This is a genomic window from Pseudomonas sp. TH31, from assembly GCF_016650815.1.
GTDB lineage: Bacteria > Pseudomonadota > Gammaproteobacteria > Pseudomonadales > Pseudomonadaceae > Aquipseudomonas.
The window spans coordinates 924,994-950,737 of the sequence record NZ_JAEKEZ010000029.1; the positions used below are offsets into that span (position 1 = coordinate 924,994).

A 25,744-nucleotide genomic window follows, 5' to 3' on the forward strand; every position below is an offset into this window, starting at 1 on the left:
ATGCAATGGGAAGTCGTGATCGGGCTGGAGATTCATACCCAGCTCACCACCCGGTCGAAAATCTTTTCCGGTAGTTCCACCACCTTCGGTTCCGAGCCGAACACCCAGGCCAGCCTGGTAGACCTGGGCATGCCCGGCGTACTGCCGGTGCTGAACCAGGAAGCAGTGCGCATGGCGGTGATGTTCGGCCTGGCAATCGATGCCGAGATAGGCCAGCACAACGTGTTCGCCCGCAAAAACTATTTCTACCCGGACCTGCCCAAGGGCTACCAGATCAGCCAGATGGAATTGCCGATCGTCGGCAAGGGCCACCTGGACATCGCCATGGACGACGGCACAATCAAACGTGTCGGCGTGACCCGTGCGCACCTGGAAGAAGACGCCGGTAAAAGCCTGCACGAAGAGTTCAACGGCGCCACCGGCATCGACCTGAACCGTGCCGGCACGCCGCTGCTGGAGATCGTTTCCGAGCCGGACATGCGCAGCGCCAAGGAAGCCGTGGCCTACGTCAAGACCGTCCACGCGCTGGTGCGCTATCTGGGCATCTGCGACGGCAACATGGCCGAAGGTTCGCTGCGTTGCGACTGCAACGTGTCGATCCGTCCGAAAGGCCAGGTTGAATTCGGCACGCGCTGCGAGATCAAGAACGTCAACTCGTTCCGCTTTATCGAGAAGGCGATCAACAGCGAAGTGCGTCGTCAGATCGAGCTGATCGAAGACGGCGGCAAGGTGATCCAGCAGACCCGCCTGTACGATCCGAACAAGGACGAGACCCGTCCGATGCGCAGCAAAGAGGAAGCCAACGACTACCGTTACTTCCCCGATCCGGACCTGCTGCCGGTGGTGATCGAGGACTCGTTCCTCAATGACGTACGCGCCACCCTGCCAGAATTGCCACCGCAGAAACGCGAGCGCTTCCAGGCGCAGTTCGGTCTGTCGGTCTATGACGCCAGCGTCCTGGCCACCAGCCGCGAGCAAGCCGATTACTTCGAAAAAGTCGCGAGCATCGGCGGCGACGCCAAGCTGGCGGCCAACTGGGTTATGGTTGAGCTGGGCAGCCTGTTGAACAAACAGGGCCTGGACATCGAGCAGTCGCCGGTCTCGGCCGAGCAACTGGGCGGCATGCTGCTGCGCATCACCGACAACACCATCTCCGGCAAAATCGCCAAGGTTGTGTTTGAAGCGATGGCCAACGGCGAAGGCAGCGCGGACGAGATCATCGACAAGCGCGGCCTCAAGCAAGTGACCGACAGCGGTGCGATCTCCGCGGTGCTGGACGAAATGCTCGCGGCCAATGCCGAACAGGTTGAACAGTACCGCGCGGCAGACGAAGCCAAACGCGGCAAGATGTTCGGCTTCTTCGTCGGCCAGGCCATGAAAGCCTCCAAAGGCAAGGCCAACCCGCAACAGGTCAACGAACTGCTGAAAAGCAAGCTCGAAGGCTGATTGCCATGGGGCCAGATCTCAAACCTGGCTCCATTCCCTGTGGGAGCAAGCCCGCTCCCACATTTGTTTCAGGGAAATCTTTTATGAAGCGTCTACTCGGCGCCTGCGCCCTGCTCTCTCTGCTGGCCGGTTGCGCCAGCAACGACATCATCGACCCGCACGGTTACGACCAGACCGGCACAGCCTCGTATTACGGCGCCAAGCACCACGGCAAACGGACCGCCAGTGGCGAGCCGTTCAACCAGAATGCCCTGACCGCCGCCCATCGCCAGTTGCCGTTCGGCACACGGGTGAAGGTCACGAATTTGAACAACGACAAATCCTGCGTGGTGCGCATCAATGATCGCGGCCCGCATACTCGCGGACGCTTGATCGACCTGTCCCGTGCCGCCGCCGCGCAGTTGGGCATGGTCAGCAGCGGCACCGCACGGGTTCGCGTGCAAGCCCTCGATAACTGATGGAGCCCCGACCATCTACGGATTAGCCGACATCCCTCTGCTGAGCGTGATCGAACTGCTCAGCGGCCTGTTTCTATTGATCGTCGGCGCCGAACTGATGGTGCGCGCCGCCGTGCGCCTGGCCGCGCGCCTGCATGTGCGGCCGCTGATCATTGGCCTGACCATCGTCGCCCTCGGCAGCAGTGCCCCGCAGATGGCCGTCAGCCTGCAAGCCATGCTCGCGCAAAACGCCGACATTGCCGTCGGCAGCGTGATCGGCGGCAGCATTTTCAACATCCTCGTCACCCTTGGCCTGTCGGCACTGATCATTCCGTTGCGGGTGTCGCGTCAGTTGGTGCGTCTGGACATTCCGCTGATGATCGGCGCCAGCCTGCTGGTGTGCGTATTGGCCTGGAACGAAAAACTGACCCGCCTCGACGGCGTGATCCTGCTGGCCGCGCTGGTGTTGTACCTCGGCCTGTTGCTGCGCCAGTCACGGCACTCGGCCCGTCCGCAAACAAGCCACGAAGCCACTTCACAAGCCCCGTGGTTCAGCAGCCTGCTGATGATCTTCGCCGGGCTGGCAATGTTGGTATACGCCGGTCACTTGTTGTTGGGGGCGGCGGTTTCCGTCGCCAGCGACCTCGGGCTGTCGGAGCGGATCATCGGCCTGACCGTCGTCGCCATCAGCACCTCCCTGCCCGAACTCGCCACCTCGCTGATCGCCGCGCTGCGTGGCCAACGGGACATCGCCGTGGGTAACGTGATCGGCAGCAACCTGTTCAACCTGTTGGGCGTACTCGGCTTTACCGCGCTGGTGGCGCCATCGCCGCTGTCGGTCTCGCCCAATGCCCTGGACTTCGATTTGCCGGTCATGCTCGGCGTCGCCGTGCTCTGCCTGCCGCTGTTTTATACCGGCTACCGGATAACCCGGGCCGAAGGATTGCTGTGCCTGGGTTTGTACCTGGCGTACGGCCTGCACATGGTGTCGTTCACCACCGGGATGCCACTGGCCGGCAAGCTTGAACACCTGATGCTGTTTTTCGTCTTGCCGGCGCTGTTGGCGTTCCTGCTGTTCACGTCGCTGCGCGCCTGGCGTCGCCAACACCACAAGAGGGATGTGCCATGACCGACCACAAAAAGCCCGGCATTGAAGTTCGACGCCAAGTGATGGGCGATGCTTTCGTCGACCGGGCGCTGGGCAATGCCACCGAGTTCAGTCAACCGCTGCAGGATTTCGTCAACGAACATGCCTGGGGCAGCGTCTGGAATCGTGGAGGTCTGCCGCTGAAAACCCGCAGCCTGATCACCCTCGCCGCGCTGACCGCGTTGAAGTGCCCGCAAGAGCTGAAAGGTCACGTGCGCGGCGCGCTGAACAATGGCTGCACCGTGGAAGAGATCCGTGAAGCGCTGCTGCATTGCGCGGTGTATGCAGGGGTGCCGGCGGCGATTGATGCGTTTCGGGCGGCGCAGGAAGTGATTGATACGTACCAGAAGCCGGAATAAATTTGGCGCTTTGAAAGATCGCAGCCTCTGTAGGAGCTGCCGAAGGCTGCGATCTTTTGATCTTTACCACCTTCGAGCACGCCGAAAATCAAAAGATCGCAGCCTTCGGCAGCTCCTACATCCACCCGCCCCACTGCAACACAAAGATCCCCAGATTGGTGGTCACCGCCGCCATCAACGTGGTGATCACAATGATCGCCGCCGCCAGTTCATGATTGCCATTGGCCTGACGCGCCATGACAAAACTCGCCGCCGCCGTCGGGCTGCCGAAGTACAGAAACAGAATCCCCAGCTCCGCCCCACGAAAGCCCCACAGCCAGGCACCAGCGGTCGCCAGCAGTGGCAGGCCGATCATCTTCACCAGGCTTGAACTCAGCGCCATGTTGCCGCTTTTGCGCAACGCCGCCAGCGACAGCGTGCCGCCAATGCAGATCAGCGCCAACGGCAAGGTGGTTTGCGCCAGGTACTGACCGGACGCCTCCAGCCAACCCGGCAAACTGATCTTGAAATAGGCGCACGGCGCCGCCGCAATCACGCTGATGATCAGCGGGTTGGCCATCACGCTTTTGCAGATGCTCCACGGATCAGACTTGATCACCGGGCTGTACACCGCCAGCACGATGGTCGAGAGAGTGTTGTAGAAGAGGATGACGAGCGCCGCGAGAATCGCCCCGAGGGAAATCCCGTAGTCGCCGTACATGCTCGCTGCCAGCGCGAGGCCGATGACACCGTTATTGCCGCGAAACGCGCCTTGGGTGTAGATGCCCCGGTCTTCGCGCGGACACTTCCAGATCGCCCAGCCCCAGGCGATGGCGAAACACACCAGCGTGGCAACGCAGAAGTAAATCAGCAGCGCCGGTTGCAGCGCGGCGTGCAGATCCGCGTGCAGGATGCCCAGAAACAGCAGCGCCGGCATGGTGACGTTGAACACCAGGGCCGACGCGGTATGGATGAAGTTGTCGTTGATCCAGTTGATGCGCTTGAGCAGCACACCCAGAAACAGCATGGCAAACACCGGCGCGGTGATATTCAGGGTTTCGAGGAAAATTGCCAGCATGCCGGGAGGAACCTTGGGTGGGCGTCATTAAGGGGCGAATGATAAGCCACCGGGAACGCTTTAAGATCAAAAAATCGCAGCCTTCGGCAGCGCCTACAGAGTACGCACTCCCCTGTAGGAGCTGCCGAAGGCTGCGATCTTTTACAGGCGACGCGGTCTTACGTGATCGGCGCCGGGTTGAACAAGGTGATGTCGTTATGCAGCTTATGCCGCTCCGCCCACGTCTGCTTCTTGCCGCTGGCCACATCCAGGTAGTAGTGGAACAACTCCCAGCCCAAATCTTCAATCGAAGCCCGGCCCGTCGCAATCCGCCCGGCATCGATATCAATCAAGTCCGGCCAGCGCTGCGCCAACTCGGTCCGGGTCGACACCTTCACCACCGGCGCCATCGCCAGACCATAGGGCGTGCCACGCCCGGTGGTGAACACATGCAGGTTCATCCCCGCCGCCAGTTGCAACGTCCCGCAGACAAAATCACTGGCCGGGGTCGCGCAGAAGATCAGGCCTTTGCGCTTGAACCGCTCGCCAGGGCCAAGCACGCCATTGATCGCGCTGCTGCCGGATTTGACGATCGAGCCCAACGACTTCTCGACAATGTTCGACAACCCGCCCTTCTTGTTCCCCGGCGTGGTATTGGCGCTGCGATCGGCTTCGCCCTTGGCCAGGTAACCGTCGTACCAGTCCATTTCCCGCACCAGTTCCTCGGCGACTTCTTTGGTTTGCGCCCGGGAGGTCAGCAGGTAAATCGCGTCGCGCACTTCGGTGACTTCGGAGAACATCACCGTCGCACCGGCTCGCAGCAGCAAGTCCGAGGCATAGCCCAGCGCCGGGTTGGCGGTAATGCCGGAGAACGCATCGCTGCCACCGCACTGCATGCCCAGGATCAGCTCGGACGCTGGCACGGTTTCCCGGCGACGTTGATCGAGTTTCTTCAAACGGATTTCGGCCAGCGCCATGATCTGCTCAATCATCTCGGTGAAACCGTGACTCGAATCCTGCAAGCGATACAGCCACGGCTCGCTCAAATCCACCGAGCTGTCGTTCTCGTGCATCACCTGCCCGGCCTGCAATTTTTCGCAACCGAGGCTGATCACCAGCGCTTCACCACCCAGGTTCGGGTTACGCGCCAGGTTGCGCACGGTACGAATCGGAATGTACGCGTCGGTGGCAGTGATCGCCACGCCACAGCCGTAACTGTGGGTCAGCGCCACCACGTCATCGACATTCGGATAGCGCGGCAGCAATTCGTCCTTGATGCGCTTGACCGCATGATCGAGCACGCCAGTGACGCACTGCACAGTGGTGGTGATCCCGAGAATATTGCGCGTGCCAACGGTACCGTCGGCGTTGCGATAACCCTCGAACGTAAAGCCTTCCAGCGGTGCCTGCGCCGCCGGCACTTCGGTGGACAGTGGCAGGCTGTCCAGCGGTGGCGCAGTGGGCATGCGCAGTTGATCTTCCTTGACCCAACTGCCGCGCGGAATCGGCTGCAAGGCGTAGCCGATGGTCTGACCATAGCGAATCACCTGGCCGCCCTCGGGAATGTCCTCAAGGGTGACTTTATGGCTCTGCGGCACGAAGTCCACCGTCACCAGGCCATCGGGAAACTCGGTGCCGGCCGGCACGCCCTGGTCATTGACCACGATCACCACATTGTCCCGCTCGTGCAGGCGGATGTAGCGCGGCGAGTCGGAATGTTCAATCAACTGCATGACGCCGCTCCTCAGGAATGCGCTTGAGATAATTTGTTGGTCACTTCAGGACCATTGACGGGAGGCTCTTTCAACACGACGCGTTTGATCGGGCCGACGATCACCAGATAACTGAACACCGCCACCAACGCGTTGCAACCGACAAACACCAGCGCCCACTTGAACGAACCGGTGGTGGCGATGATGTAGCCGATGACGATCGGCGTGGTGATCGAAGCGATGTTGCCGAACATGTTGAACAGGCCGCCACTCAGACCGGCGATCTGTTTCGGCGAAGTGTCGGACACCACGGCCCAGCCCAGCGCACCGACGCCTTTGCCGAAGAACGCCAGGGCCATGAAGCCGACGACCATCCATTCCACGTCCACGTAGTTGCAGGCGACGATGGTGGTCGAGAGCAACAGGCCGCCTATGATCGGCGCCTTGCGGGCGAAGGTCAGCGAGTGGCCCTTGCGCAGCAGGTAGTCGGAAATGATCCCGCCGAGCACACCGCCGATGAAGCCGCAGATCGCCGGCAACGACGCGATGAAACCGGCCTTGAGAATGGTCATGCCGCGTTCTTGCACCAGGTACACCGGGAACCAGGTCAGGAAGAAATAGGTGATGCCGTTGATGCAGTACTGGCCCAGGTACACGCCAAGCATCATGCGGTTGGTCAGCAACTGGCGGATGTAGTCCCACTTCGGACCATCAACCTTTTGGCCTTTGCCTTTGTCCTGATCCATGTCCACCAGGCCGCCGTTGTCGGCGATGTGCTGGAACTCGGCGCTGTTGATCATCGGGTGTTGGCGCGGGCTGTGGATAAGTTTCAGCCAGATCAGCGAGAACACGATGCCGATGCCGCCCATGACCACGAACACGTGCTGCCAGCCGAAGGTGTAGACGATCCAGCCCATCAGCGGCGCGAAGATCACCGTGGCGAAGTATTGCGCCGAGTTAAAGATTGCCGAAGCCGTACCGCGCTCCGCCGTCGGGAACCAGGCCGCCACAATGCGCGCATTGCCAGGGAACGATGGCGCTTCAGCCAGGCCCACCAGGAAGCGCAGCATGAACAGCGCGACGATGGCGGTGGAGACGCCGAACTCACCGACATACCCCTGCATCACGGTGAACAGCGACCAGGTGAAGATGCTCAGTGCGTAGACTTTTTTCGAGCCAAAACGGTCGAGCAACCAGCCACCAGGAATTTGCCCGGCCACGTAGGCCCAACCGAACGCAGAGAAGATATAGCCGAGGGTGACCGCGTCGATGCCGAGGTCTTTTTGCAGGCTGGAGCCGGCGATAGCGATCGTAGCCCGGTCGGCGTAGTTGATCGTGGTCACCAGAAACAGCATGAGCAGGATCAAATAGCGGACGTGAGTCGGCTTGGTCGATGGCATGTAGATGTACTCCCACTGATTATTTTTATGCGCGGGTGAAACGTGGTGTTCCCTGTAGGAGCTGCCGAGTGAAACGAGGCTGCGATCTTTTGATCTTTAGCGCCTTCACGGGCACCGGGATCAAGATCAAAAGATCGCAGCCTTCGGCAGCTCCTACGGGGGGTTGCGGTGTCGGCGCCACCGAGGTGGCGCCGGTTACCGCGATGTATCAGGAACCGATGTAAGAGGTCTTCACCACGGTATAGAACTCTTGCGCATAACGACCTTGCTCACGTGAGCCATAGGATGAACCTTTACGGCCACCGAACGGAACGTGGTAATCCACGCCGGCGGTCGGCAGGTTGACCATCACCATCCCGGCCTGGGAGTGGCGTTTGAAGTGGTTGGCGTACTTAAGCGAGGTCGTGGCGATGCCCGCCGACAGACCGAACTCGGTGTCGTTGGCCATGGCCAGAGCCGCCTCGTAATCCGCCACGCGAACCACATTGGCTACTGGGCCGAAGATCTCTTCGCGGCTGATGCGCATCGCGGCTTCGCTGTCGGCAAACAGCGTTGGCGCGAGGTAGTAGCCTTCGGTGTCGCACGTCACCAAGCCGCCGCCGCTGACCAGGCGCGCACCTTCGGACTGGCCGATATCGATGTACTTCAAGTCTTGCTCAAGCTGAGCCTGGGACACCACGGGACCGATGTCGGTGCCGGTTTTCAGCGCGTGACCCACCTTGATCGACTTCATGCGTTCGGCCACGGCTTCGACGAACTTGTCGTGAATGCCCGCGGTCACGATAAAGCGGCTCGAGGCAGTGCAGCGCTGGCCGGTGGAGTAGAACGCGCTCTGTACCGACAACTCGACCGCTTGCTTGAGGTCCGCGTCGTCAAGAATGACCTGCGGGTTTTTGCCGCCCATTTCCAGTTGGACTTTCGCTTGGCGCGAGACACAGCTGACGGCGATCTGACGACCGACACCGACGGAACCGGTGAAGCTGATGCCGTCGACTTTAGGGCTCTGCACCAGCGCATCGCCAACCACACGACCGCTGCCCATCACCAGGTTGAACACGCCCGCCGGGAAGCCTGCGCGGGAGATGATTTCAGCCAGGGCCCAGGCGCACCCTGGAACCAGGTCCGCCGGTTTCAGCACGACGCAGTTGCCGTAGGCCAGGGCCGGGGCGATTTTCCACGCCGGGATCGCGATCGGGAAGTTCCACGGCGTGATCAGACCGACCACGCCCAGCGCTTCACGAGTGACTTCGACGTTGACGCCCGGACGCACCGACGGCAGGTAGTCGCCGGACAGCCGCAGGCATTCACCGGCGAAGAACTTGAAGATGTTGCCGGCGCGAGTCACTTCGCCGATGGCTTCCGGCAGGGTCTTGCCCTCTTCCCGGCCAGCAAGGTGCCGAGTTCTTCGCGGCGGGCGAGGATTTCAGTGCCGACTTTATCCAGCGAATCGTGGCGAGCCTGGATGCCCGAGGTCGACCAGGCCGGGAACGCGGCGCGCGCGGCGTCGATGGCGGCGTGGACCTGAGCCAGATCAGCCTTGGCATAGTTGCCGATGGTATCGGTCAGTTCGGACGGGTTGATGTTGGCGCAGTACTCACTGCCCGCAATCCACTCACCGTTGATGTAGTTATCAAAACGCTTTGCATCTGTCACTGGCTTACCCTCGAAACAAAAAGACCTCACACAAAAAGCCGCTGATTGCAGCGGCCTTGTTTAATCGGGATTGTTACTGCGCACCTTGCTTGTCGATCAGCGCGGCAAGCATTTCGTACTCTTCGCCGGTCAGGTCGGTCAGCGGTGCACGCACAGGACCTGCGTCATAACCGGCAATTTTTGCCCCGGCCTTGACGATGCTCACCGCATAACCGGCTTTGCGATTGCGGATGTCCAGGTACGGCAGGAAGAAGTCGTCGATGATCTTGCCGACGGTGGCGTGATCGTCGCGAGCAATGGCGTGGTAGAAATCCATCGCGGTTTTCGGGATGAAGTTGAACACCGCCGAAGAGTAAACCGGTACGCCCAGTGCCTTATAAGCAGCGGCATAGACTTCGGCGGTCGGCAAACCACCGAGGTAGCTGAAGCGATCACCGAGGCGGCGACGGATCGACACCATCAATTCGATATCGCCCAGACCATCCTTGTAGCCGATCAGGTTCGGGCAGCGCTCGGCCAGGCGTTCCAGCAGCGGCGCGGTGAGGCGGCAGACGTTGCGGTTGTAGACCACGACGCCGATTTTTACCGATTTGCAGACCGCTTCAACGTGGGCCGCAACGCCGTCCTGGCTGGCTTCGGTCAGGTAGTGCGGCAGCAGCAGCAGGCCTTTGGCGCCCAGGCGCTCGGCTTCTTGTGCGTATTCGATGGCTTGACGGGTCGAACCGCCCACACCGGCCAGGATTGGCACGCTGGTTTCGCAGGTGTCGACGGCGGTCTTGATGATTTCCGAGTATTCGCTGGCCGCCAGAGAGAAGAACTCACCGGTGCCGCCCGCGGCGAACAGTGCCGTGGCGCCGTATGGGGCCAGCCACTCAAGACGTTTGATGTAGCCCGCGCGATGGAAATCGCCCTGGGCATTGAAATCGGTGACCGGGAAAGACAGCAGTCCGGAGGAGAGGATGGACTTCAGTTCTTGTGGATTCATTATTCGAACACCCTGGATAGCAACGTATGTGCGTGTGAGGAAGCCGTTCAGCCTTCGCTGAAGTTGTAGGTCATCGTACAACTTAAAATATAACCGTCAACTGCATTTCATCGCCATCGTCGAATTTGAGCCAGGAAAGGTAATCCCTTGACGTAGGAATATTCTCGATCTAAGGTGGCTTAACTGTATATATATACAGTTAAATTGAAATCAACCTACGACATATCAAGGAGCTAGAAATGTCAGGTCTACACACGCAACCGCAGGACCAACCGAAGCAGGTCATCGCCCGTTTTGATGATCTTTTTTCTGAACACGGCATCGCCATTACCGGGGACAACGATCACCTGGTGCTGCACATTGCCGAGCATCACGGTCATCCGCAGCAGCCAACTTCTGCCGCAGGCAAAGCCTTGATCGGCAAGCCACCGCTGAAGTTCGAGGGCGGCGAACACACCGCCATTGGCGACAACACCCTGCTGCGCTTCGCCGAAAATGCCGAACCGATCCTCGCCCACAACGTGCAACTGCATCTGACCAACGGGCTGGCGCCGACTTACGGCCAGGTGCTGGCATTGGGTGGTGATTTCTATGGCGTCCCGGATCGCCCGATCAGCGACGGCACCACCCCGGCGGATAGCCTGAACCGCTTTATCGCCGCTTTCGACACGCTGGCAGTGTTGTCCGCCTCAAAAGTCGAGGCGGTGAACATCCTCGCCGTGATGCAAAAAGAAATCGACGCCGTGAACCAGGCGATCAAGGACGGTAAACAGCCCCACGAAGCCTATGACGCCCTCGGAGATACGTTGTCGGAAGAGTGGAACAAAATCACCGGTGGCGGCAGTTTTGTCTCGGCACTGATCCCGTTGGGGCGTTACCTGAAACTGGCGGCGAACAACGCCGACCATTTTGGCGAATGGGCGCAGCAGGCTTACATCGCCGGCCACACCGCCGCGCTTCAGCACGCCGCAGCGGCCCGCACCGCTCAAGATGAAAAACAGTTGGAAGTCGCCTATGCGATGAATGCCTTTGCCGATCACTTCCTGACTGACCTGTTTTCCGCCGGCCACTTGCGGGTGCCGCGTAAAGCAATGGCAGCAGCGGTGACGCCGAGTGATCTGGGCTCGCTGATTACCCGCTTCATGCACGACGAAGACAGCAAGTTCGGCCTCAATGTGCGCAATGGTAACGGCGAGCAATGGCGTGCGTATGGGGACAAGCGCTACTTCGATGCTATCGACAGTGCCAACCGTATTCACGTCAACAAAGCGGTTCAGGTGTCAGTGGATGAGGTGTTCGCGACTTACCTCAGCGGGACTGTTCCAGCATCCAGCAGCTTTGCGGCGCTGAAACAACTGCCTGACCTGCAAGCCGTGCAGAACCTGGCGACCAACTTCTCGCCGCTGTTCCGGCTCGAGGGCAGTAAAGTGCTGCGACGCAAGGATGTGAACAACTTGAATGACACCGCCACCGTCGATGACTGGTGGGGCTGGAGCACTTATCTGCTGCTCAAGGACTACCACCCAACTGGCAACGTTGCCTGATAAGGAGATCAAAAGATGACAATTAAATTGAAACTGGAACTGGCCTCGGGCCAATCACTGAAGGGTGCACCGCTGGAGTTGTTGTCCAAGGGTGTGCCGATTGCACGGGCGGTGGTGGATGCTCAGGGACAAGTGGTTTTTGATGCCCTGCCTGGGGCTGCTGAATTGGCGGTGCGGGTGGATCGGTCGATTCTGAAGGCTGGCTGAGGTTACTGCGTCACGGCCACTGGCCTCTTCGCGAGCAAGCCCGCTCCCACAGTGGATCTTCGGTGAACACACTATTTGTGAACGCCGCAGATCAAATGTGGGAGCGGGCTTGCTCGCGAAGGCGGTCTGTCAGGCGACAAACCTTCTAACCTGGAAACCTACCCCCGCTGCGCCTCAGCCTCTTCATGCGCGTGGCGCAGCCGCTCGCGGCTATTGGTCAGGTGCAAACGCATCGCCGCCCGCGCCGCATCGGAGTCCTGGCGGGCAATCGCGTCGTAGATCTCTTCATGCTCACGGCTCAGGCGGTTCATGTAGTGCTGCTGGTCGTCGTGGGCCAGGCGCGCGGAGTTCAGGCGCGTGCGTGGAATGATGCTGGTGCCCAGGTGAGTCATGATGTCGGTGAAGTAGCGGTTGCCGGTGGACAGGGCGATTTGCAGGTGGAACTGGAAGTCCGAGGCCACCGCATCGCTGGCGTGGGAAGCGCTTTCGTTGAGGGCGTCGAGCGCTGCCCTCATCAGACCCAACTGCTCGGCGCTGCGGCGTTGGGCGGCGAGGCCGGCGGACTCCACTTCCAGGCTGATGCGCAGCTCCAGAATGGCCAGCACATCACGCAGGGTGACGACGGTGGCCGGGTCGATGCGAAAACCGCTCGGGCTCGGCGTGTCGAGCACGAAGGTGCCAATGCCGTGACGGGTTTCAACCTGCCCGGCGGCCTGCAAACGGGAAATCGCTTCGCGCACCACGGTGCGGCTGACGCCATGGGCATCCATGATCGCCGACTCGGTGGGCAACTTGTCGCCGCGCTTGAGCTGACCGTCGCGGATCTGCTCGGACAGCACCGTCACCAATTCCTGAGCGAGGCTGCGGCGCTTGCGAGGGAGGCGAGGTGCGTCGATCGGGTTTTCCATGGTGAACGTCTGTCTCGAAAAATTCGGCTGAAAGCGCATCATAGCGCAAGCGGGTTGTACGATCACCGTTGAGCTATGGATCACACTCAACCCCTGTAGGAGCTGCCGAAGGCTCGGGCCGCGTTCGGACGATCTTTTGATCTTGAAAATCAAAGTCAAAAGATCGTCCGAACGCGGCCCGAGCCTTCGGCAGCTCCTACAGGGATTGTGGTGGTCAGGCGGTCACGGCTTGATCCACCAGATGCCCATTGTCGATACGGATGTGTCGTGGGTGGAAACGCTTCAGGCTGCTGCGATGGCCGACGCTGACAATGCTCAGCCCCGGCAATTCATCGATCAACGCCTGATACAGCGACGCTTCGTCCTCTTCATCCATTGCCGAGGTGGCTTCGTCCATGTACAGCCATTGCGGCGCATACAGCAGCGCCCGGGCGAAGGCCAGACGTTGCTGTTCACCCGGCGACAACATGCGCTGCCAGTGATTGGCTTCGTCCAGGCGCGACACCAGGTGCGGCAACCGGCAGGTTTCCAACACCTCCACATAACGCTGCGGCGTATACGTATCGCCGGGCTGTGGATAACTCAAGGCTTCGCGCAAGCTGCCAATCGGCAGATACGGCTTCTGCGGCAGGAACAGGTAACGTGCCGCCGGTAGTCGAATGTTGCCGTGCCCCGCCGGCCACAGATGCCCCATCGCCCGCAGCAAGGTGGATTTGCCGCTGCCGGAACGACCGCTGAGCATGACGCGTTCGCCCTCCTCCACGGTCATATTGCCGCTGGTCAGCAAGTGGCGACCGTCGGCCAGATCGAGGCCCAGGTTGTGGATTTTCAGGTCCGAACCCTGATTCTGCACGTCGATGGCTGGCGCACGCTCTTCGTTTTCGGTCATGGCCTGGCGGAAACTCAGCAGACGATCGCAGGTGGCGCGCCACGAGGCGAGGTCCGAGTACGCGCTGATAAACCAGCTGAAACTCTCCTGCACGTTGCCGAACGCCGAGCTGATTTGCATCAGTTCACCGAGTTCGATCTTGCCGGCGAAGTAACGCGGCGCGGCGACCATGAACGGGAAGATGATCGCGATCTGGCTGTAACCGGAGGTGAAGAACGTCAAACGCTTGGACACCTTCATGATGTCCCAGAAGTTGTGCCAGACCATCCCGAAGCGGTTGCTCAGGCGACGGTTCTCGTTGGGTTCGCCGTTGTACAGCGCGATGCTTTCGGCGTTCTCGCGCACCCGCACCATGGAGAAACGCAAGTCAGCTTCGAAGCGTTGTTGTTGGTTGTTCAGGCCGATCAAGCGACGACCGATCAAGTGCGTCAGCCAACTGCCGACCGCCGCGTACACCAGCACGCACCAGAACATGTAGCCGGGGATCTCATAGCCGAACACCTCGATGCTGCCCGACACGCCCCACAAAATGATCGAGAACGACACCAGGCTGACGACGTTGCGGATCAACCCAAGGCCCAGGCTCAGGGTGTTGGAGGTGAAGTTGTTAAGGTCTTCGGAAATCCGCTGGTCCGGGTTATCGGTGTAACCACCCTGCTCCAACTGATAGTAATTTTTGTCGCCAAGCCAACGGTCGAAGTATTTCTCGGTCAGCCAGGCCCGCCAGCGGATGGTCAGCATCTGCGTCAGGTACAGCCGATACACCGCGCCGACAATCGCCACGGCGGCAATCGCGCAGAAATACAGAATCAACTTCCAGAACGCCGCCTCGTCTTTCTTTTGCAGGGCGTTGTAGAAATCCTTGTACCAGGTGTTGAACCACACCGAGATGCCGACGCTGATCAGCGACAGCGCGATCACAGCGATCAGCAACGTCCAGGCCTTGCCCTTCTCTTCGCTGAACCAATACGGCGTGGTCATCGCCCAGACTTTGCGGAAAAACTGCCCGCGCACAGCATCATTGACCGCGGAATATTCAGCGTTCTGATTCATGGATAAGGCTCGATAAAGAAAAGAACACGCACGAACCGATCATAGATGATCGGTTCGGTTTGTCGCGAGGCGTGGCCTGCATTCGTTCAGCACAGGTTCAGCGACGAACAGGGCGCTTCTGCAGTTTGCGCTGCAGGGTGCGGCGGTGCATGCCCAGGGCGCGGGCAGTGGCGGAGATGTTGCCTTCGTGCTCGGTCAACACCCGCTGGATGTGCTCCCACTGCAAGCGGTCCACGGACATCGGGTTTTCCGGCACCAGGGTATCGAGGTCAGCGTGCTCGGACAGCAGCGCGGCCAGCACGTCATCGGCGTCGGCCGGTTTGCACAGGTAATTGCAGGCCCCGCGCTTGATCGCCTCGACGGCGGTGGCGATGCTCGAGTAACCGGTGAGGATCACCACGCGCATTTCCGGATCGAGTTCGAGCAGTTTTGGCAGCAGCACCAGACCCGAATCGCCGTCCATTTTCAGGTCGAGCGCGGCGTAGTCCGGCAGGTCGGCCTGGGCGATGGTCAGGCCTTCTTCGGCGGAACCGGCGGTGCTGACGCGAAAACCACGGCGGGCCATGGCGCGGGCCATCACACGGGTGAACGTGGCGTCATCGTCTACCAACAGCAAATGCGGCAGTTCTTCGCCTTCTACTTGGATCTCGTCACTCATGTTCGTCTCCTCGGGCGACACGGGGCAGGCGCAGCTCGGTAAGCGTGCCACCTTCCTCATGACTGTAGAGTTTCACTGAGCCGCCGGCGCGTGTCACGCTGGCCTTGCTCAAAAACAGGCCCAGGCCGAAACCTTTGCCCTTGGTGGTAAAAAACGGTTTGCCGATCTGTTCGGCAATGGCCAGCGGCACACCGGCGCCGTGGTCGCGAATGCTGATGGTCAAGTCCTCGGCATTCCAGTCCAGCGTCACTTGCAGCCCTTCGGGGCAAGCGTCGGCGGCGTTGTTCAACAAATTCAGCAGTGCCTGGGTCAGATCTGGCGGCGGCGCCATGCGTGGCACCGCGCCCTGGCCCAGACGCTGGAAGCGGTAACTGGCTTCCGGACGCATCAGGTGCCAGCGGTTCAGCGCCTCGTCGAGCCAGTCGGTGACGTCCTGCATCTCTACCGCCAAGCGGCGATTGGCTTCAGCGGCGCGCACCAGTTGCTGCAAGGTCTCTTTGCAGAGTTTGACCTGATCCTGCAGCACCTTCAGGTCATCCTGCAACAGCGGGTCTGGATGATCCTGCTGCATCTCTTTGAGCAACACGCTCATGGTCGCCAGCGGCGTGCCCAGTTCATGGGCGGCGCCGGCAGCCTGAGTCGCAACGGCGAGCAATTGCTGATCGCGCAAGCCTTCTTCGCGGCGGATCGCGCGCAATTCTTCCTGACGGCGCAGTTCTTCGGCCATGCGCGCGGCGAAGAACGTGATCACTGCGGCAGCCAGGGCGAAACTCAGCCACATCCCGTAAACCTGAAGACTTTCCCGAGCGATCGGGAAGGTTTGCAACGGGTAGAACCGCGCCAGCAGCAGGGTGTACATGGCCAGGGCGATGCCCGATAGAATCACCGAAAAACGCCACGGCAACGTCACGGCGGCGATGGTCAGCGGCACCAGGTAATAAGAGACGAAGGGGTTGGTCGAGCCACCGGAGAAATACAGCAAGGCACTGTGGATAAACAGGTCGCAAGCCAGTTGCACGGCGTATTCGAGTTCGGTAACCGGCCACGAGGTGCGCAGGCGAATGGCCGTGAAGGCACACAGCAGCATCGAACACGCGAGGGTCATTGCCAGTTGAAACCAGGGCAATGGCAGCAAATCGAACCAGTAGGCCAGCCCCACGGAACCGGCCTGAGCGGCCAACACCAAAGTGCGGATGAACGTCAGCCGCCAGAGATTCTGGCGAGTCGCGGAAGTGATTTGAACGGGGGCGAGCATGAGCTCTCCTGATGAGCGCTCCAGGCGGATCGCAGGGAGTATAACCAAGCACGGGGGCTGGCAGGCAAAAGTGCGGCAAACAGCCACACTTGCCAACGAATTCCCCTGTGGCGAGGGAGCTTGCCCCCGCCCGGCTGTAGCAACTGCCGAGCCCACGAGGCTGCGTTCGCCTGTAGCAGCTGCCGAGGTACGAGGCTGCGTTCGGCTGCGAAGCAGTCGTGAAATCAGACACCGCGGTATTCCTGCCATACCGTGCACTCAGGTTTCACGACTGCTTCGCAGCCGAACGCAGCCTCGCAGGCTCGGCAGCTGCTACAGGCGAACGCAGCCTCGTACCTCGGCAGCTGCTACAAGCCCCTGATTACCTGTATAGAAGTTGTAACTGGGCGAACCGGATCATAAAAGCTAGAGTCTGATGGTTTCACGCAGGCTCGGACCTTAACCCCTGCGCCCCCTCAAGGAGCTTTCCATGCACACACTTCGCCGCAGCGCCGCCCTCCTCGCCCTTAGCGTTGGCACCGTCGCCAGCCTCCCGGCCCTGGCCGCCGACGAATTGCATTACAACCAGATCTCCCTGCGCGCCGAAGTCAGTCAGGAAGTGGCCCGCGACCTGATGATCGTGACCCTCTACACCGAAGATCAAAACACCGACCCGGCCAAACTCGCCGCCGACGTCAGCACCACCATGAACAAGGCATTGGCCCAGGCCAAACAAGTCAAAGACATCACCCTGCGCCAGGGCAGCCGCAACAGCTACCCGATCTACGACACCAAGGGCCAGAAAATCACCGGCTGGCGTGAACGCGCCGAACTGCGCCTGGAAAGCTCCGACTTCGCCGCCCTGTCGAAATTGACCGGCGAACTGCTGACCGACCTGAAAATGGGCGGCATGGACTTCGCCATCGCCACCCCGACCCGCAAGGCCAGCGAAGACGCGCTGCTTAAAGAAGCCGTCACCGCATTCAAGGCCCGCGCGCAACTGGCCACCGATGCGTTGGGTGGCAAGGGCTATAAAATCGTTAACCTGAATTTGAACAGCAACGGTTATCCACAACCCTTCATGCGCGCGCCGATGATGATGAAAGCGGCAGCAGGCATGGACTCGGCACCGGTAACGCCGGATGTTGAAGCCGGCACCAGCCAGGTCAGCATGACGGCGGATGGGTCGATTGAAGTATTGATGACGCCTTGATGCTATAGACCCGGACACACAAACGGCGATCACTGAAGTGATCGCCGTTTTTTATTGCCCGCCGTAAAGCAGTCAGGTTTGTGGTGACTGATCTGCCGCTTTCGCGAGCAGGCTCGCTCACACAGTTGGACCGAGTTCAGCCGGGAGAGATTGGTCGGCTGTCAGGCCGCCATCGCAGGCAAGCCAGCTCCCACAATTGGACCAAGCACATCCGGGAGAAACAGGTCGGCTGTCAGGCCGCCTTCACAGGCAAGCCAGCTCCCACAATTGGACCAAGCACATCCGGGAGAAACAGGTCGGCTGTCAGGCCGCCTTCACAGGCAAGCCAGCTCCCACAATTGGACCAAGCACATCCGGGAGAAACAGGTCGGCTGTCAGGCCGCCTTCACAGGCAAGCCAGCTCCCACAATTGGACCAAGCACATCCGGGAGAAACAGGTCGGCTGTCAGGCCGCCTTCACAGGCAAGCCAGCTCCCACAATTGGACCGAGTACATCCGGTAGAGATAGGTCGGCTGTCAGGCCGCCTTCGCGGGCAAGCCTCGCTCCTACACTTTTGACCGAGTACATCCGAAGGAAAACGGCCAACTATGCCCAGACAGAGGGGTCCCCCTCAAAAAACGATATTTCCGCCCACCCCGTCAACAACGCTACTCTCAGGAATACACCGCTACCCAAATCCCCGGGGACTCCATGGAAAGAACCACCGTCAAACCACTGCTGCTCGCCCTCGCTTTAGCCACTACCGCCCCGTTCGCCCAAGCCGCCACCACCCTGGTCTACTGCTCCGAAGCCAGCCCCGCCGGTTTCGACCCCAGCCAATACACCAGCGGCACCGACTTCGATGCCTCGGCGGAAACCGTCTTCAACCGCCTCACCCAGTTCAAACGCGGCGGCACCGAAGTCGAACCGGGGCTGGCGACCCGTTGGGACGTGAGCAAGGACGGCCTCAGCTACACCTTCCACCTGCGCGACGGTGTGAAGTTCCACACCACCGACTACTTCACCCCGACCCGGGATTTCAACGCCGACGACGTGCTGTTCACCTTCCAGCGTCTGCTCGATCCTCAGAATGCGTTCCGCAAGGCCTACCCCGCCGAATCGCCGTACTTCACCGACATGGACCTGAACAAAACGATCAAGAGCGTCGACAAGACCGACGAGCACACCGTGCGCTTCAGCCTGAACAACACCGACGCTGCCTTCATCCAGAACCTGGCCATGAGCTTCGCCTCGGTCCAGTCCGCCGAGTACGGCGCGCAGCTATTAAAGGAAGGTAAAGCCGCGGACATTAACCAGAAGCCGGTCGGCACTGGCCCGTTCGTGTTCAAGCGCTACCAGAAGGACTCGCAGATCCGCTACGCCGGCAACAAGGCGTACTGGAAACCCGAGGATGTGAAAATCGACAACCTGGTGTTCTCGATCACACCGGACGCCGCGGTGCGCTTGCAGAAGCTCAAGACCGGCGAATGCCAGGTCAGTGGCTACCCGCGCCCGGCCGACATCGAGGTGATGGAGAAAGACCCGAACCTGACGGTACTGAAGCAGGCCGGATTCAACCTCGGTTTTCTGGCTTACAACGTGACGCATCCACCGCTGGACCAGCTCAAGGTCCGCCAGGCCCTGGACATGGCCATCGACAAGCCGGCGATCATCAAAGCCGTGTACCAGAGCGCTGGTCAACTCGCGCAGAACGCCCTGCCCCCGGCGCAATGGTCGTATGACCCGACGATTAAAGACGCGCCCTACGACCCGACCAAAGCGAAGGCGCTACTCAAAGAAGCCGGGGTTGCACCCGGTACGACGATTAATTTGTGGGCGATGACCGTGCAGCGCGCCTCCAACCCGAATGCGCGGATGTCGGCACAGATGATCCAGCAGGATTGGGAGAAGGTCGGAATCAAGGCCAACATCGTCAGCTACGAGTGGGGCGAGTACATCAAGCGCGCCAAGAACGGTGAGCATGACGCGATGATCTACGGCTGGACCGGCGACAACGGTGACCCGGATAACTGGCTCGGCGTGCTCTACAGCTGCGCTGCGGTGAAAGGTAGCAACTACGCCAAGTGGTGTGATCCGGCGTACGACAAACTGGTTCAGCAAGCCAAGGTTTCAACCGACCGTGACGAGCGGATAAAACTCTACCAACAGGCGCAGAAAATCCTTAAGCAACAAGTGCCTATCACCCCGATCGCCAACTCGACGGTGTTCCAGCCTTTGCGCAAGGAAGTGACCGACTTCAAGATCAGCCCTTTTGGCCTCACACCCTTCTATGGCGTGGGTATAAATAAGTAACACCGCGCGCCAACCGGGTGCACCAGGCGCCCCGAATGCCCTCTTGTGGGGCGCCATTTGCACCGTAAAAAACGTGCGCAAACGGTCAAATGCGTCAGTATTTATACATATGCGACATTAAGGTACGTTCGTGCCACTGTTTAAGACTTGTGGCCGCTCTGGATCTTGCAATGGGTATGGCCCCTGCATAAGTATCCGCAGGCACGACTCACGAGGTCGTCCTCTAATTCCAAAAATGACAACAAATCATGAGGCCACCATGCTTAAACACGCGGTCATTCCGTTTTTAGTCGGCGCAAGCTTGTTAGCTAGCGCACCTTTCGCCCAAGCGGCGACTAACCTGGTGTTTTGCTCCGAAGGGAGCCCGGCCGGTTTTGATCCTGGTCAGTACACCACCGGAACCGACTTCGACGCCTCTGCAGAAACCATGTTCAACCGCCTGACCCAGTTCGAGCGCGGCGGCACCGCCGTGATTCCTGGCTTGGCGACCAGCTGGGATATTTCCCCGGACGTGAAGGAATACACTTTCCACCTGCGTGAAGGTGTGAAGTTCCATACCACCCCGTATTTCACCCCGACTCGCAATTTCAACGCTGATGACGTGCTGTTCACCTTTAATCGCATGATTAACAAGGATGATCCGTTCCGCAAAGCGTACCCGACCGAATTCCCGTACTTCACCGACATGGGGATGGACACCAACATCGCCAAGATCGAGAAGGTCGACGATCACACGGTCAAGTTTGTCCTGAACACCGTTGACGCGGCTTTCATTCAGAACATGGCGATGAGCTTCGCGTCCATCCAGTCCGCCGAGTACGCTGCCAAGCTGCTCAAGGAAGGCAAGCCGGGCGACATCAACCAGAAGCCGATCGGCACTGGCCCGTTCGTGTTCAAGAGCTACCAGAAAGACTCCAACATCCGCTACACCGGGAACAAGGACTACTGGAAGCCTGAAGACGTGAAGATCGACAACCTGATCTTCGCTATCACTACCGACCCGTCGGTACGTATTCAGAAGCTGAAGAAAAACGAATGCCAGGTCACGCTGTTCCCACGTCCAGCCGACCTCAAGGCACTGGGTGAAGACAAAGACCTGAAACTGCCAAACCAGGCCGGTTTCAACCTGGGTTACATCGCCTACAACGTGATGCCAGTGCTCAAAGGCCAAACCACTCCAAACCCGCTGGCGGACCTCAAGGTCCGTCAGGCGCTGGACATGGCCGTCAACAAGCCTCAGATCATCGACTCGGTTTACCAGGGCGCCGGCCAACTGGCCGTCAACGCCATGCCACCGACCCAGTGGTCCTACGACACCACCATCAAAGATGCCAAGTACGACCCTGAGAAAGCCAAAGAGCTGCTCAAGGAAGCTGGCGTCAAGGAAGGCACCCAGATCACCCTGTGGGCCATGCCGGTTCAGCGTCCGTACAACCCGAACGCCAAACTGATGGCTGAAATGCTGCAGTCCGACTGGAAGAAAATCGGCCTGAACGTGAACATCGTCAGCTACGAATGGGGCGAGTACATCAAGCGTTCCAAAGGTGGCGAGAACCAGGCGATGATCATCGGCTGGAGCGGTGACAATGGGGACCCGGACAACTGGCTCGGCACCCTGTTCGGCTGCGATGCGCTGAACGGCAACAACTTCTCCAAATGGTGCGACAAGCCGTACGACGCCCTGATCAAGCAAGCCAAGGCTACACCTGACCAGGCCAAGCGCATCGAACTGTACAAACAGGCACAACACATCCTCAAAGATGCAGTTCCAATGACACCTATCGCACACTCGACGGTGTATCAACCCATGCGCGCCAACGTGCAGGACTTCAAGATCAGCCCATTCGGCTTGAACTCCTTCTACGGCGTCAGCGTCAGCAAATAAGGTTTGGCAACGGCGACGTTTTTAACGTCGCCGTTGCTTTACCTGCCTGGAAAGTAGGAATTCTCTGACAGCCAAATCCACTGCGCACCCCCGGCAGAGGTTTCGGACGTGTTGGCTTTTCCTGCGAGTATTTCAGGCCTTTGCGCATTTACTGCCAGACCCGCGGCTCATACCGTCGGGATCTGACCAGTGCATGCGTGGGCCCTCGGTTTGCTGCATGCAATGGCTTGAGCTCAATGAAGCCCCACGTCCCTGGACGGGACGGCGGCTCATTGTTAAACACTAAAAAGAGGGAGCGTCATGCGCCATACCTTGGTTTTATCCGCATTGCTGGGCACCGGCCTGTTGGCCGCCACTGCCATCAGCCAGGCCGCCAACAACAGCCTGGTATTCTGCTCCGAGGGCAGTCCCGCCGGTTTCGACACGGCGCAGTACACCACTGCGACCGATAACGACGCCGCCGAGCCGCTGTACAACCGATTGGCAGAGTTTGAAAAAGGCGCGACCAATGTCGTACCGGGCCTTGCAACGAACTGGGATATTTCCGAAGACGGCCTCACGTACACCTTCCACCTGCGCGAAGGGGTGAAGTTCCACACCACGCCTTACTTCACGCCAACCCGTGATTTCAATGCCGATGACGTGCTGTTCACGTTCAATCGCATGCTCGACCCGCAACAACCTTTCCGTAAGGCTTATCCAACCGAGTTCCCGTATTTCAACGGGATGAGCCTGAACAAGAACATCGCCAAGGTCGAGAAGACCGGGCCGCTGACCGTGGTCATGACGCTCAACAGCGTGGACGCCGCGTTCATCCAGAACATCGCCATGAGCTTCGCCGCCATCCTGTCGGCCGAATACGCCGACAAACTGTTAGCCGAAGGCAAGCCGAGCGAGATCAACCAGAAGCCGATCGGCACCGGGCCGTTCGTGTTCAAGAGTTACCAGAAAGACTCCAACATCCGCTACACCGGCAACAAGCAGTACTGGGACCCGAGTCGGGTCAAGCTCGACAACCTGATTTTCGCCATCAACACCGACGCGTCGGTGCGCGTGCAGAAGCTCAAGGCCAACGAATGCCAGATCACCCTGCACCCTCGCCCTGCCGATGTAACCGCACTGAAGAACGACCCGAAACTCAAGCTCATCGAGAAGCCTGGCTTCAACCTCGGCTACATCGCCTACAACGTGCGGCACAAACCGTTCGACCAGCTCGAAGTGCGTCAGGCGCTGGACATGGCGGTGAACAAGCAAAGCATTTTGAACGCCGTGTACCAGGGCGCAGGTCAGTTGGCGGTCAACGCCATGCCGCCGACCCAGTGGTCCTACGACGAAACCATCAAGGATGCCGCCTACGATCCGGAAAAAGCCCGAGAGCTGCTCAAGGCTGCCGGCGTAAAGGAAGGCACCGAAATCACCCTCTGGGCCATGCCGGTCCAGCGCCCGTACAACCCTAACGCCAAGTTAATGGCCGAGATGCTCCAGGCTGACTGGGCGAAGATCGGTCTCAAAGTGAAGATCGTCAGCTACGAATGGGGCGAGTACATCAAGCGCACCAAGAATGGCGAGCACGACATCAGCCTGATCGGCTGGACCGGTGACAACGGGGACCCGGACAACTGGCTCGGCACGCTATACAGCTGCGACGCCATTGGCGGCAACAACTACTCCATGTGGTGTGATCCGGCATACGACAAGCTGGTCAAGCAGGCCAAGGTCGTCACCGACCGTGACCAGCGCACCGTGTTGTACAAACAGGCGCAGCAATTGCTCAAGCAGCAAGTGCCGATCACGCCCATCGCTCACTCGACGGTCAACCAGCCGTTAAGCGCCAAAATCGAAGGGTTCAAGGTGAGCCCCTTCGGTCGCAACGTGTTCTCGGGTGTCAGTATCGATCAATAACCGATAAGCCAAAAACGCTGGGGGCGGATTTCGCCCTCACGCAAGCGTATTGCCGTAATTCGTCAATCAGGCCTACAGCAAACGTTTGCGAAGCGCTGAATGAGTTCAAAACCAATAGCCGGGCCACAAAAAAACCGGCACTAAAAAAAAGAAAGTAAAGGAGCTTCACCCATGAAACTGAGCAGCACCGCGATCCTGGCCTTGGCCATCAGCAGCATCACCGCCACGGCGTATGCGGAAACCCAGAGCCAGGATTTCACCCCGGTGACCGTCAACACCGCCAGCGCCCAGGCCGATGCACCTGGCTTTGTCGAAGGTACAACCGTCAAAGGCACCACCCGTAACTGGTACGCCAACGAGCAACTGAAACGTGGCGGCAAGTTCACCTACCGTAAAGACGGTGTAGCAACCCCGACTGATCGCCGGATCAACTGGGTTCAGGGCACCATCGTCAATTTCACCTCCGGTTTCACTCAGGGCACCGTCGGTGTCAGCACCGAAGTGGCCGCGTACAACGCCGTTGCCCTGGAGCGTGATCGCAAGAGCCTGGCCGCCAACAACGGTGGCGCACCGGGTTCCCGTCCAGGTGCCGGTAACAACCGTACCCTGACCACCGAAGGCGGCGACGCTGAAGGCCAGTGGAGCAAACTGGGCCTGGCCAACGTCAAGTTCCGCGTGTCGAACACCACCCTGACCGCCGGTCGCCAGAACTTCAGCACGCCAATCGTCGACACCATCGGCAACCGTCCACTGCCTTCGAGCTTTGAAGGTGTGAGCCTGCACAGCGAAGAGCTGAACAACCTGTCGTTCGACGCCGGCACCTTCGACCGCGTATCGCCGCGTACCGAAGAGAGCCTGTCGAAATTCCGCTCCGAGTACACCAACAACGGCGCTGAAACCGATCGCGTGAGCATCGTCGGCCTGAACTACCAGCCGCTGAAAAGCCTGAAGACCAGCCTCTACGCATCCCAAGTCGAAGACTTCTGGAACCAGTACTACTTCGGCGCCACCCACGAACTGGGCGACAGCAATGTCCTGAGCCTGACCACTGGCCTGAACTACTACAAAACCGTCGATACCGGCAAAAAAGAGATGGGTGAAATCGACAACGACGCCTACTCCCTGTCGTTCGGCCTGACTCACCAGGCCCATAGCCTGACCTTCTCGTACCAGGAAATTAACGGCAACGAGTACTTCGACTACCTGCATGAAACCAACGGCATCTACCTGGCCAACTCCCTGCTGTCGGACTTCAACGGCCCGAACGAGAAATCCTTCCAGATTGCCTATGGTCTGAACATGGCCGAATACGGCGTGCCAGGCCTGAAGTTCAACATCTACCAGGCTCGCGGCTGGGGCATCGACGGCACTCACTACACCGGCACTGCGTATGACGTGAAAAACATGGACGGCGAGCATCACTACGAATACGGCATCGGTGCTTCGTACGCCGTGCAGAGCGGCCCGCTCAAGGCCTCCACTGTTCGCGCGACCTACACCGCTCACCGTGCCAGCGAAAACCAGGCTGACGGCAGCATCAACGAGTTCCGTCTCGTGACCACCATCCCGTTCAACATTCTGTAAAAACACCGCCCAACGGCTGACTCATGAAGAGTCGGCCGTTCGGTTTTTTCCTGTTCAACCGATTGCAGAGGGTTCTTGATGAAAATGCTTCCCCTACGTGCGGCCATCGCGGCCGCGTTGCTGAGTGTCGCTGTTGGCGTCTCGGCCAAACCCCTGGTGGTCTGCACCGAAGCCAGCCCGGAAGGCTTCGATATGGTCC

General features: G+C 59.7%; 19 protein-coding genes and 1 pseudogene. 11 read left to right on the forward strand and 9 right to left on the reverse strand.

Translation table 11 applies throughout. The annotated features are described in order from the left end of the window. The 4 genes from gatB (at nt 1) to JFV26_RS23805 (ending at nt 3,389) form a co-directional block, all read left to right on the forward strand. On the forward strand, nt 1-1,446 hold the full coding sequence (gene gatB / locus JFV26_RS23790; protein WP_201195825.1) for an Asp-tRNA(Asn)/Glu-tRNA(Gln) amidotransferase subunit GatB: 1,446 nt from the start codon (nt 1-3) through the stop codon (nt 1,444-1,446). An 83-nt stretch (nt 1,447-1,529) separates the two neighbouring features. Further along, the gene (locus JFV26_RS23795) at nt 1,530-1,904 is read left to right on the forward strand and encodes a septal ring lytic transglycosylase RlpA family protein (RefSeq protein WP_201195827.1); all 375 of its coding nucleotides are present in this window, start codon (nt 1,530-1,532) and stop codon (nt 1,902-1,904) included. A 46-nt stretch (nt 1,905-1,950) separates the two neighbouring features. Continuing rightward, nucleotides 1,951-3,012 (forward strand): calcium/sodium antiporter, encoded by a 1,062-nt coding sequence (locus JFV26_RS23800; protein WP_201195833.1) that lies wholly within the window; start codon nt 1,951-1,953, stop codon nt 3,010-3,012. Next, a complete protein-coding gene (locus JFV26_RS23805) occupies nt 3,009-3,389 on the forward strand; it encodes a carboxymuconolactone decarboxylase family protein (protein ID WP_201195834.1) in 381 nt (126 codons plus the stop codon). The genes JFV26_RS23800 and JFV26_RS23805 overlap by 4 nt, the downstream gene beginning before the upstream one ends. Nucleotides 3,390-3,504: 115 nt before the next feature. Here JFV26_RS23805 and JFV26_RS23810 read toward each other — a convergent pair whose 3' ends face one another. The 5 genes and pseudogenes from JFV26_RS23810 to kdgD form a co-directional block, all read right to left on the reverse strand. Further along, nucleotides 3,505-4,446, reverse strand: a complete 942-nt coding sequence (locus JFV26_RS23810) for an AEC family transporter (protein ID WP_201195835.1) — start codon at nt 4,444-4,446, stop codon at nt 3,505-3,507. Nucleotides 4,447-4,604: 158 nt separating this feature from the next. Further along, nucleotides 4,605-6,158 carry a galactarate dehydratase gene (garD, locus tag JFV26_RS23815; RefSeq protein ID WP_201195836.1) on the reverse strand — a complete coding sequence of 518 codons (1,554 nt, stop codon included), beginning with the start codon at nt 6,156-6,158 and terminating at the stop codon, nt 4,605-4,607. 11 nt (nt 6,159-6,169) lie between these two features. Further along, nucleotides 6,170-7,537: an MFS transporter gene (locus JFV26_RS23820; RefSeq protein ID WP_201195837.1), complete on the reverse strand. Its 1,368-nt coding sequence runs from the start codon at nt 7,535-7,537 to the stop codon at nt 6,170-6,172. Nucleotides 7,538-7,745: 208 nt separating this feature from the next. Beyond that, nucleotides 7,746-9,190 (reverse strand): annotated as a pseudogene (locus JFV26_RS23825) (aldehyde dehydrogenase family protein). Nucleotides 9,191-9,263: 73 nt separating this feature from the next. After that, the gene (kdgD, locus tag JFV26_RS23830) at nt 9,264-10,175 is read right to left on the reverse strand and encodes a 5-dehydro-4-deoxyglucarate dehydratase (protein ID WP_090175535.1); all 912 of its coding nucleotides are present in this window, start codon (nt 10,173-10,175) and stop codon (nt 9,264-9,266) included. 239 nt (nt 10,176-10,414) lie between these two features. Between kdgD and JFV26_RS23835 the strand changes: the two genes are divergently transcribed. After that, complete coding sequence (locus JFV26_RS23835; RefSeq protein ID WP_201195839.1) at nt 10,415-11,719, forward strand: phospholipase; 1,305 nt, start codon at nt 10,415-10,417, stop codon at nt 11,717-11,719. A gap of 15 nt (nt 11,720-11,734) precedes the next feature. Beyond that, nucleotides 11,735-11,926 carry a hypothetical protein gene (locus JFV26_RS23840; protein ID WP_201195841.1) on the forward strand — a complete coding sequence of 64 codons (192 nt, stop codon included), beginning with the start codon at nt 11,735-11,737 and terminating at the stop codon, nt 11,924-11,926. Nucleotides 11,927-12,084: 158 nt separating this feature from the next. Here JFV26_RS23840 and JFV26_RS23845 read toward each other — a convergent pair whose 3' ends face one another. The 4 genes from JFV26_RS23845 to JFV26_RS23860 all read right to left on the reverse strand — a co-directional run bounded on the left by JFV26_RS23845 (nt 12,085) and on the right by JFV26_RS23860 (nt 16,689). Continuing rightward, nucleotides 12,085-12,834 (reverse strand): FadR/GntR family transcriptional regulator, encoded by a 750-nt coding sequence (locus JFV26_RS23845; protein WP_201195843.1) that lies wholly within the window; start codon nt 12,832-12,834, stop codon nt 12,085-12,087. Between the two features lie 214 nt (nt 12,835-13,048). Then, the gene (locus JFV26_RS23850; protein ID WP_201195845.1) at nt 13,049-14,776 is read right to left on the reverse strand and encodes an ABC transporter ATP-binding protein/permease; all 1,728 of its coding nucleotides are present in this window, start codon (nt 14,774-14,776) and stop codon (nt 13,049-13,051) included. Nucleotides 14,777-14,873: 97 nt separating this feature from the next. After that, on the reverse strand, nt 14,874-15,434 hold the full coding sequence (locus tag JFV26_RS23855) for a response regulator transcription factor (protein WP_007942792.1): 561 nt from the start codon (nt 15,432-15,434) through the stop codon (nt 14,874-14,876). Continuing rightward, nucleotides 15,427-16,689, reverse strand: coding sequence for an ATP-binding protein (locus JFV26_RS23860; protein ID WP_201195847.1), 1,263 nt, complete (start codon nt 16,687-16,689; stop codon nt 15,427-15,429). Before JFV26_RS23860 ends, JFV26_RS23855 begins: the two co-directional genes overlap by 8 nt. 469 nt (nt 16,690-17,158) lie before the next feature. On the opposite strand from JFV26_RS23860, the gene JFV26_RS23865 reads away from it, so the two are divergent. From JFV26_RS23865 to JFV26_RS23885, 5 genes are all read left to right on the forward strand, one after another. Next, nucleotides 17,159-17,881, forward strand: a complete 723-nt coding sequence (locus tag JFV26_RS23865; RefSeq protein ID WP_201195849.1) for an SIMPL domain-containing protein — start codon at nt 17,159-17,161, stop codon at nt 17,879-17,881. Nucleotides 17,882-18,572: 691 nt separating this feature from the next. Next, complete coding sequence (locus tag JFV26_RS23870) at nt 18,573-20,174, forward strand: ABC transporter substrate-binding protein (protein WP_201195851.1); 1,602 nt, start codon at nt 18,573-18,575, stop codon at nt 20,172-20,174. A gap of 259 nt (nt 20,175-20,433) precedes the next feature. Next, nucleotides 20,434-22,059 (forward strand): ABC transporter substrate-binding protein, encoded by a 1,626-nt coding sequence (locus tag JFV26_RS23875; RefSeq protein ID WP_201195853.1) that lies wholly within the window; start codon nt 20,434-20,436, stop codon nt 22,057-22,059. A gap of 300 nt (nt 22,060-22,359) precedes the next feature. Then, nucleotides 22,360-23,961 (forward strand): ABC transporter substrate-binding protein, encoded by a 1,602-nt coding sequence (locus JFV26_RS23880; RefSeq protein WP_201195855.1) that lies wholly within the window; start codon nt 22,360-22,362, stop codon nt 23,959-23,961. A 171-nt stretch (nt 23,962-24,132) separates the two neighbouring features. Beyond that, the gene (locus JFV26_RS23885; RefSeq protein WP_201195856.1) at nt 24,133-25,545 is read left to right on the forward strand and encodes an OprD family porin; all 1,413 of its coding nucleotides are present in this window, start codon (nt 24,133-24,135) and stop codon (nt 25,543-25,545) included. Nucleotides 25,546-25,744 lie beyond the last annotated feature (199 nt).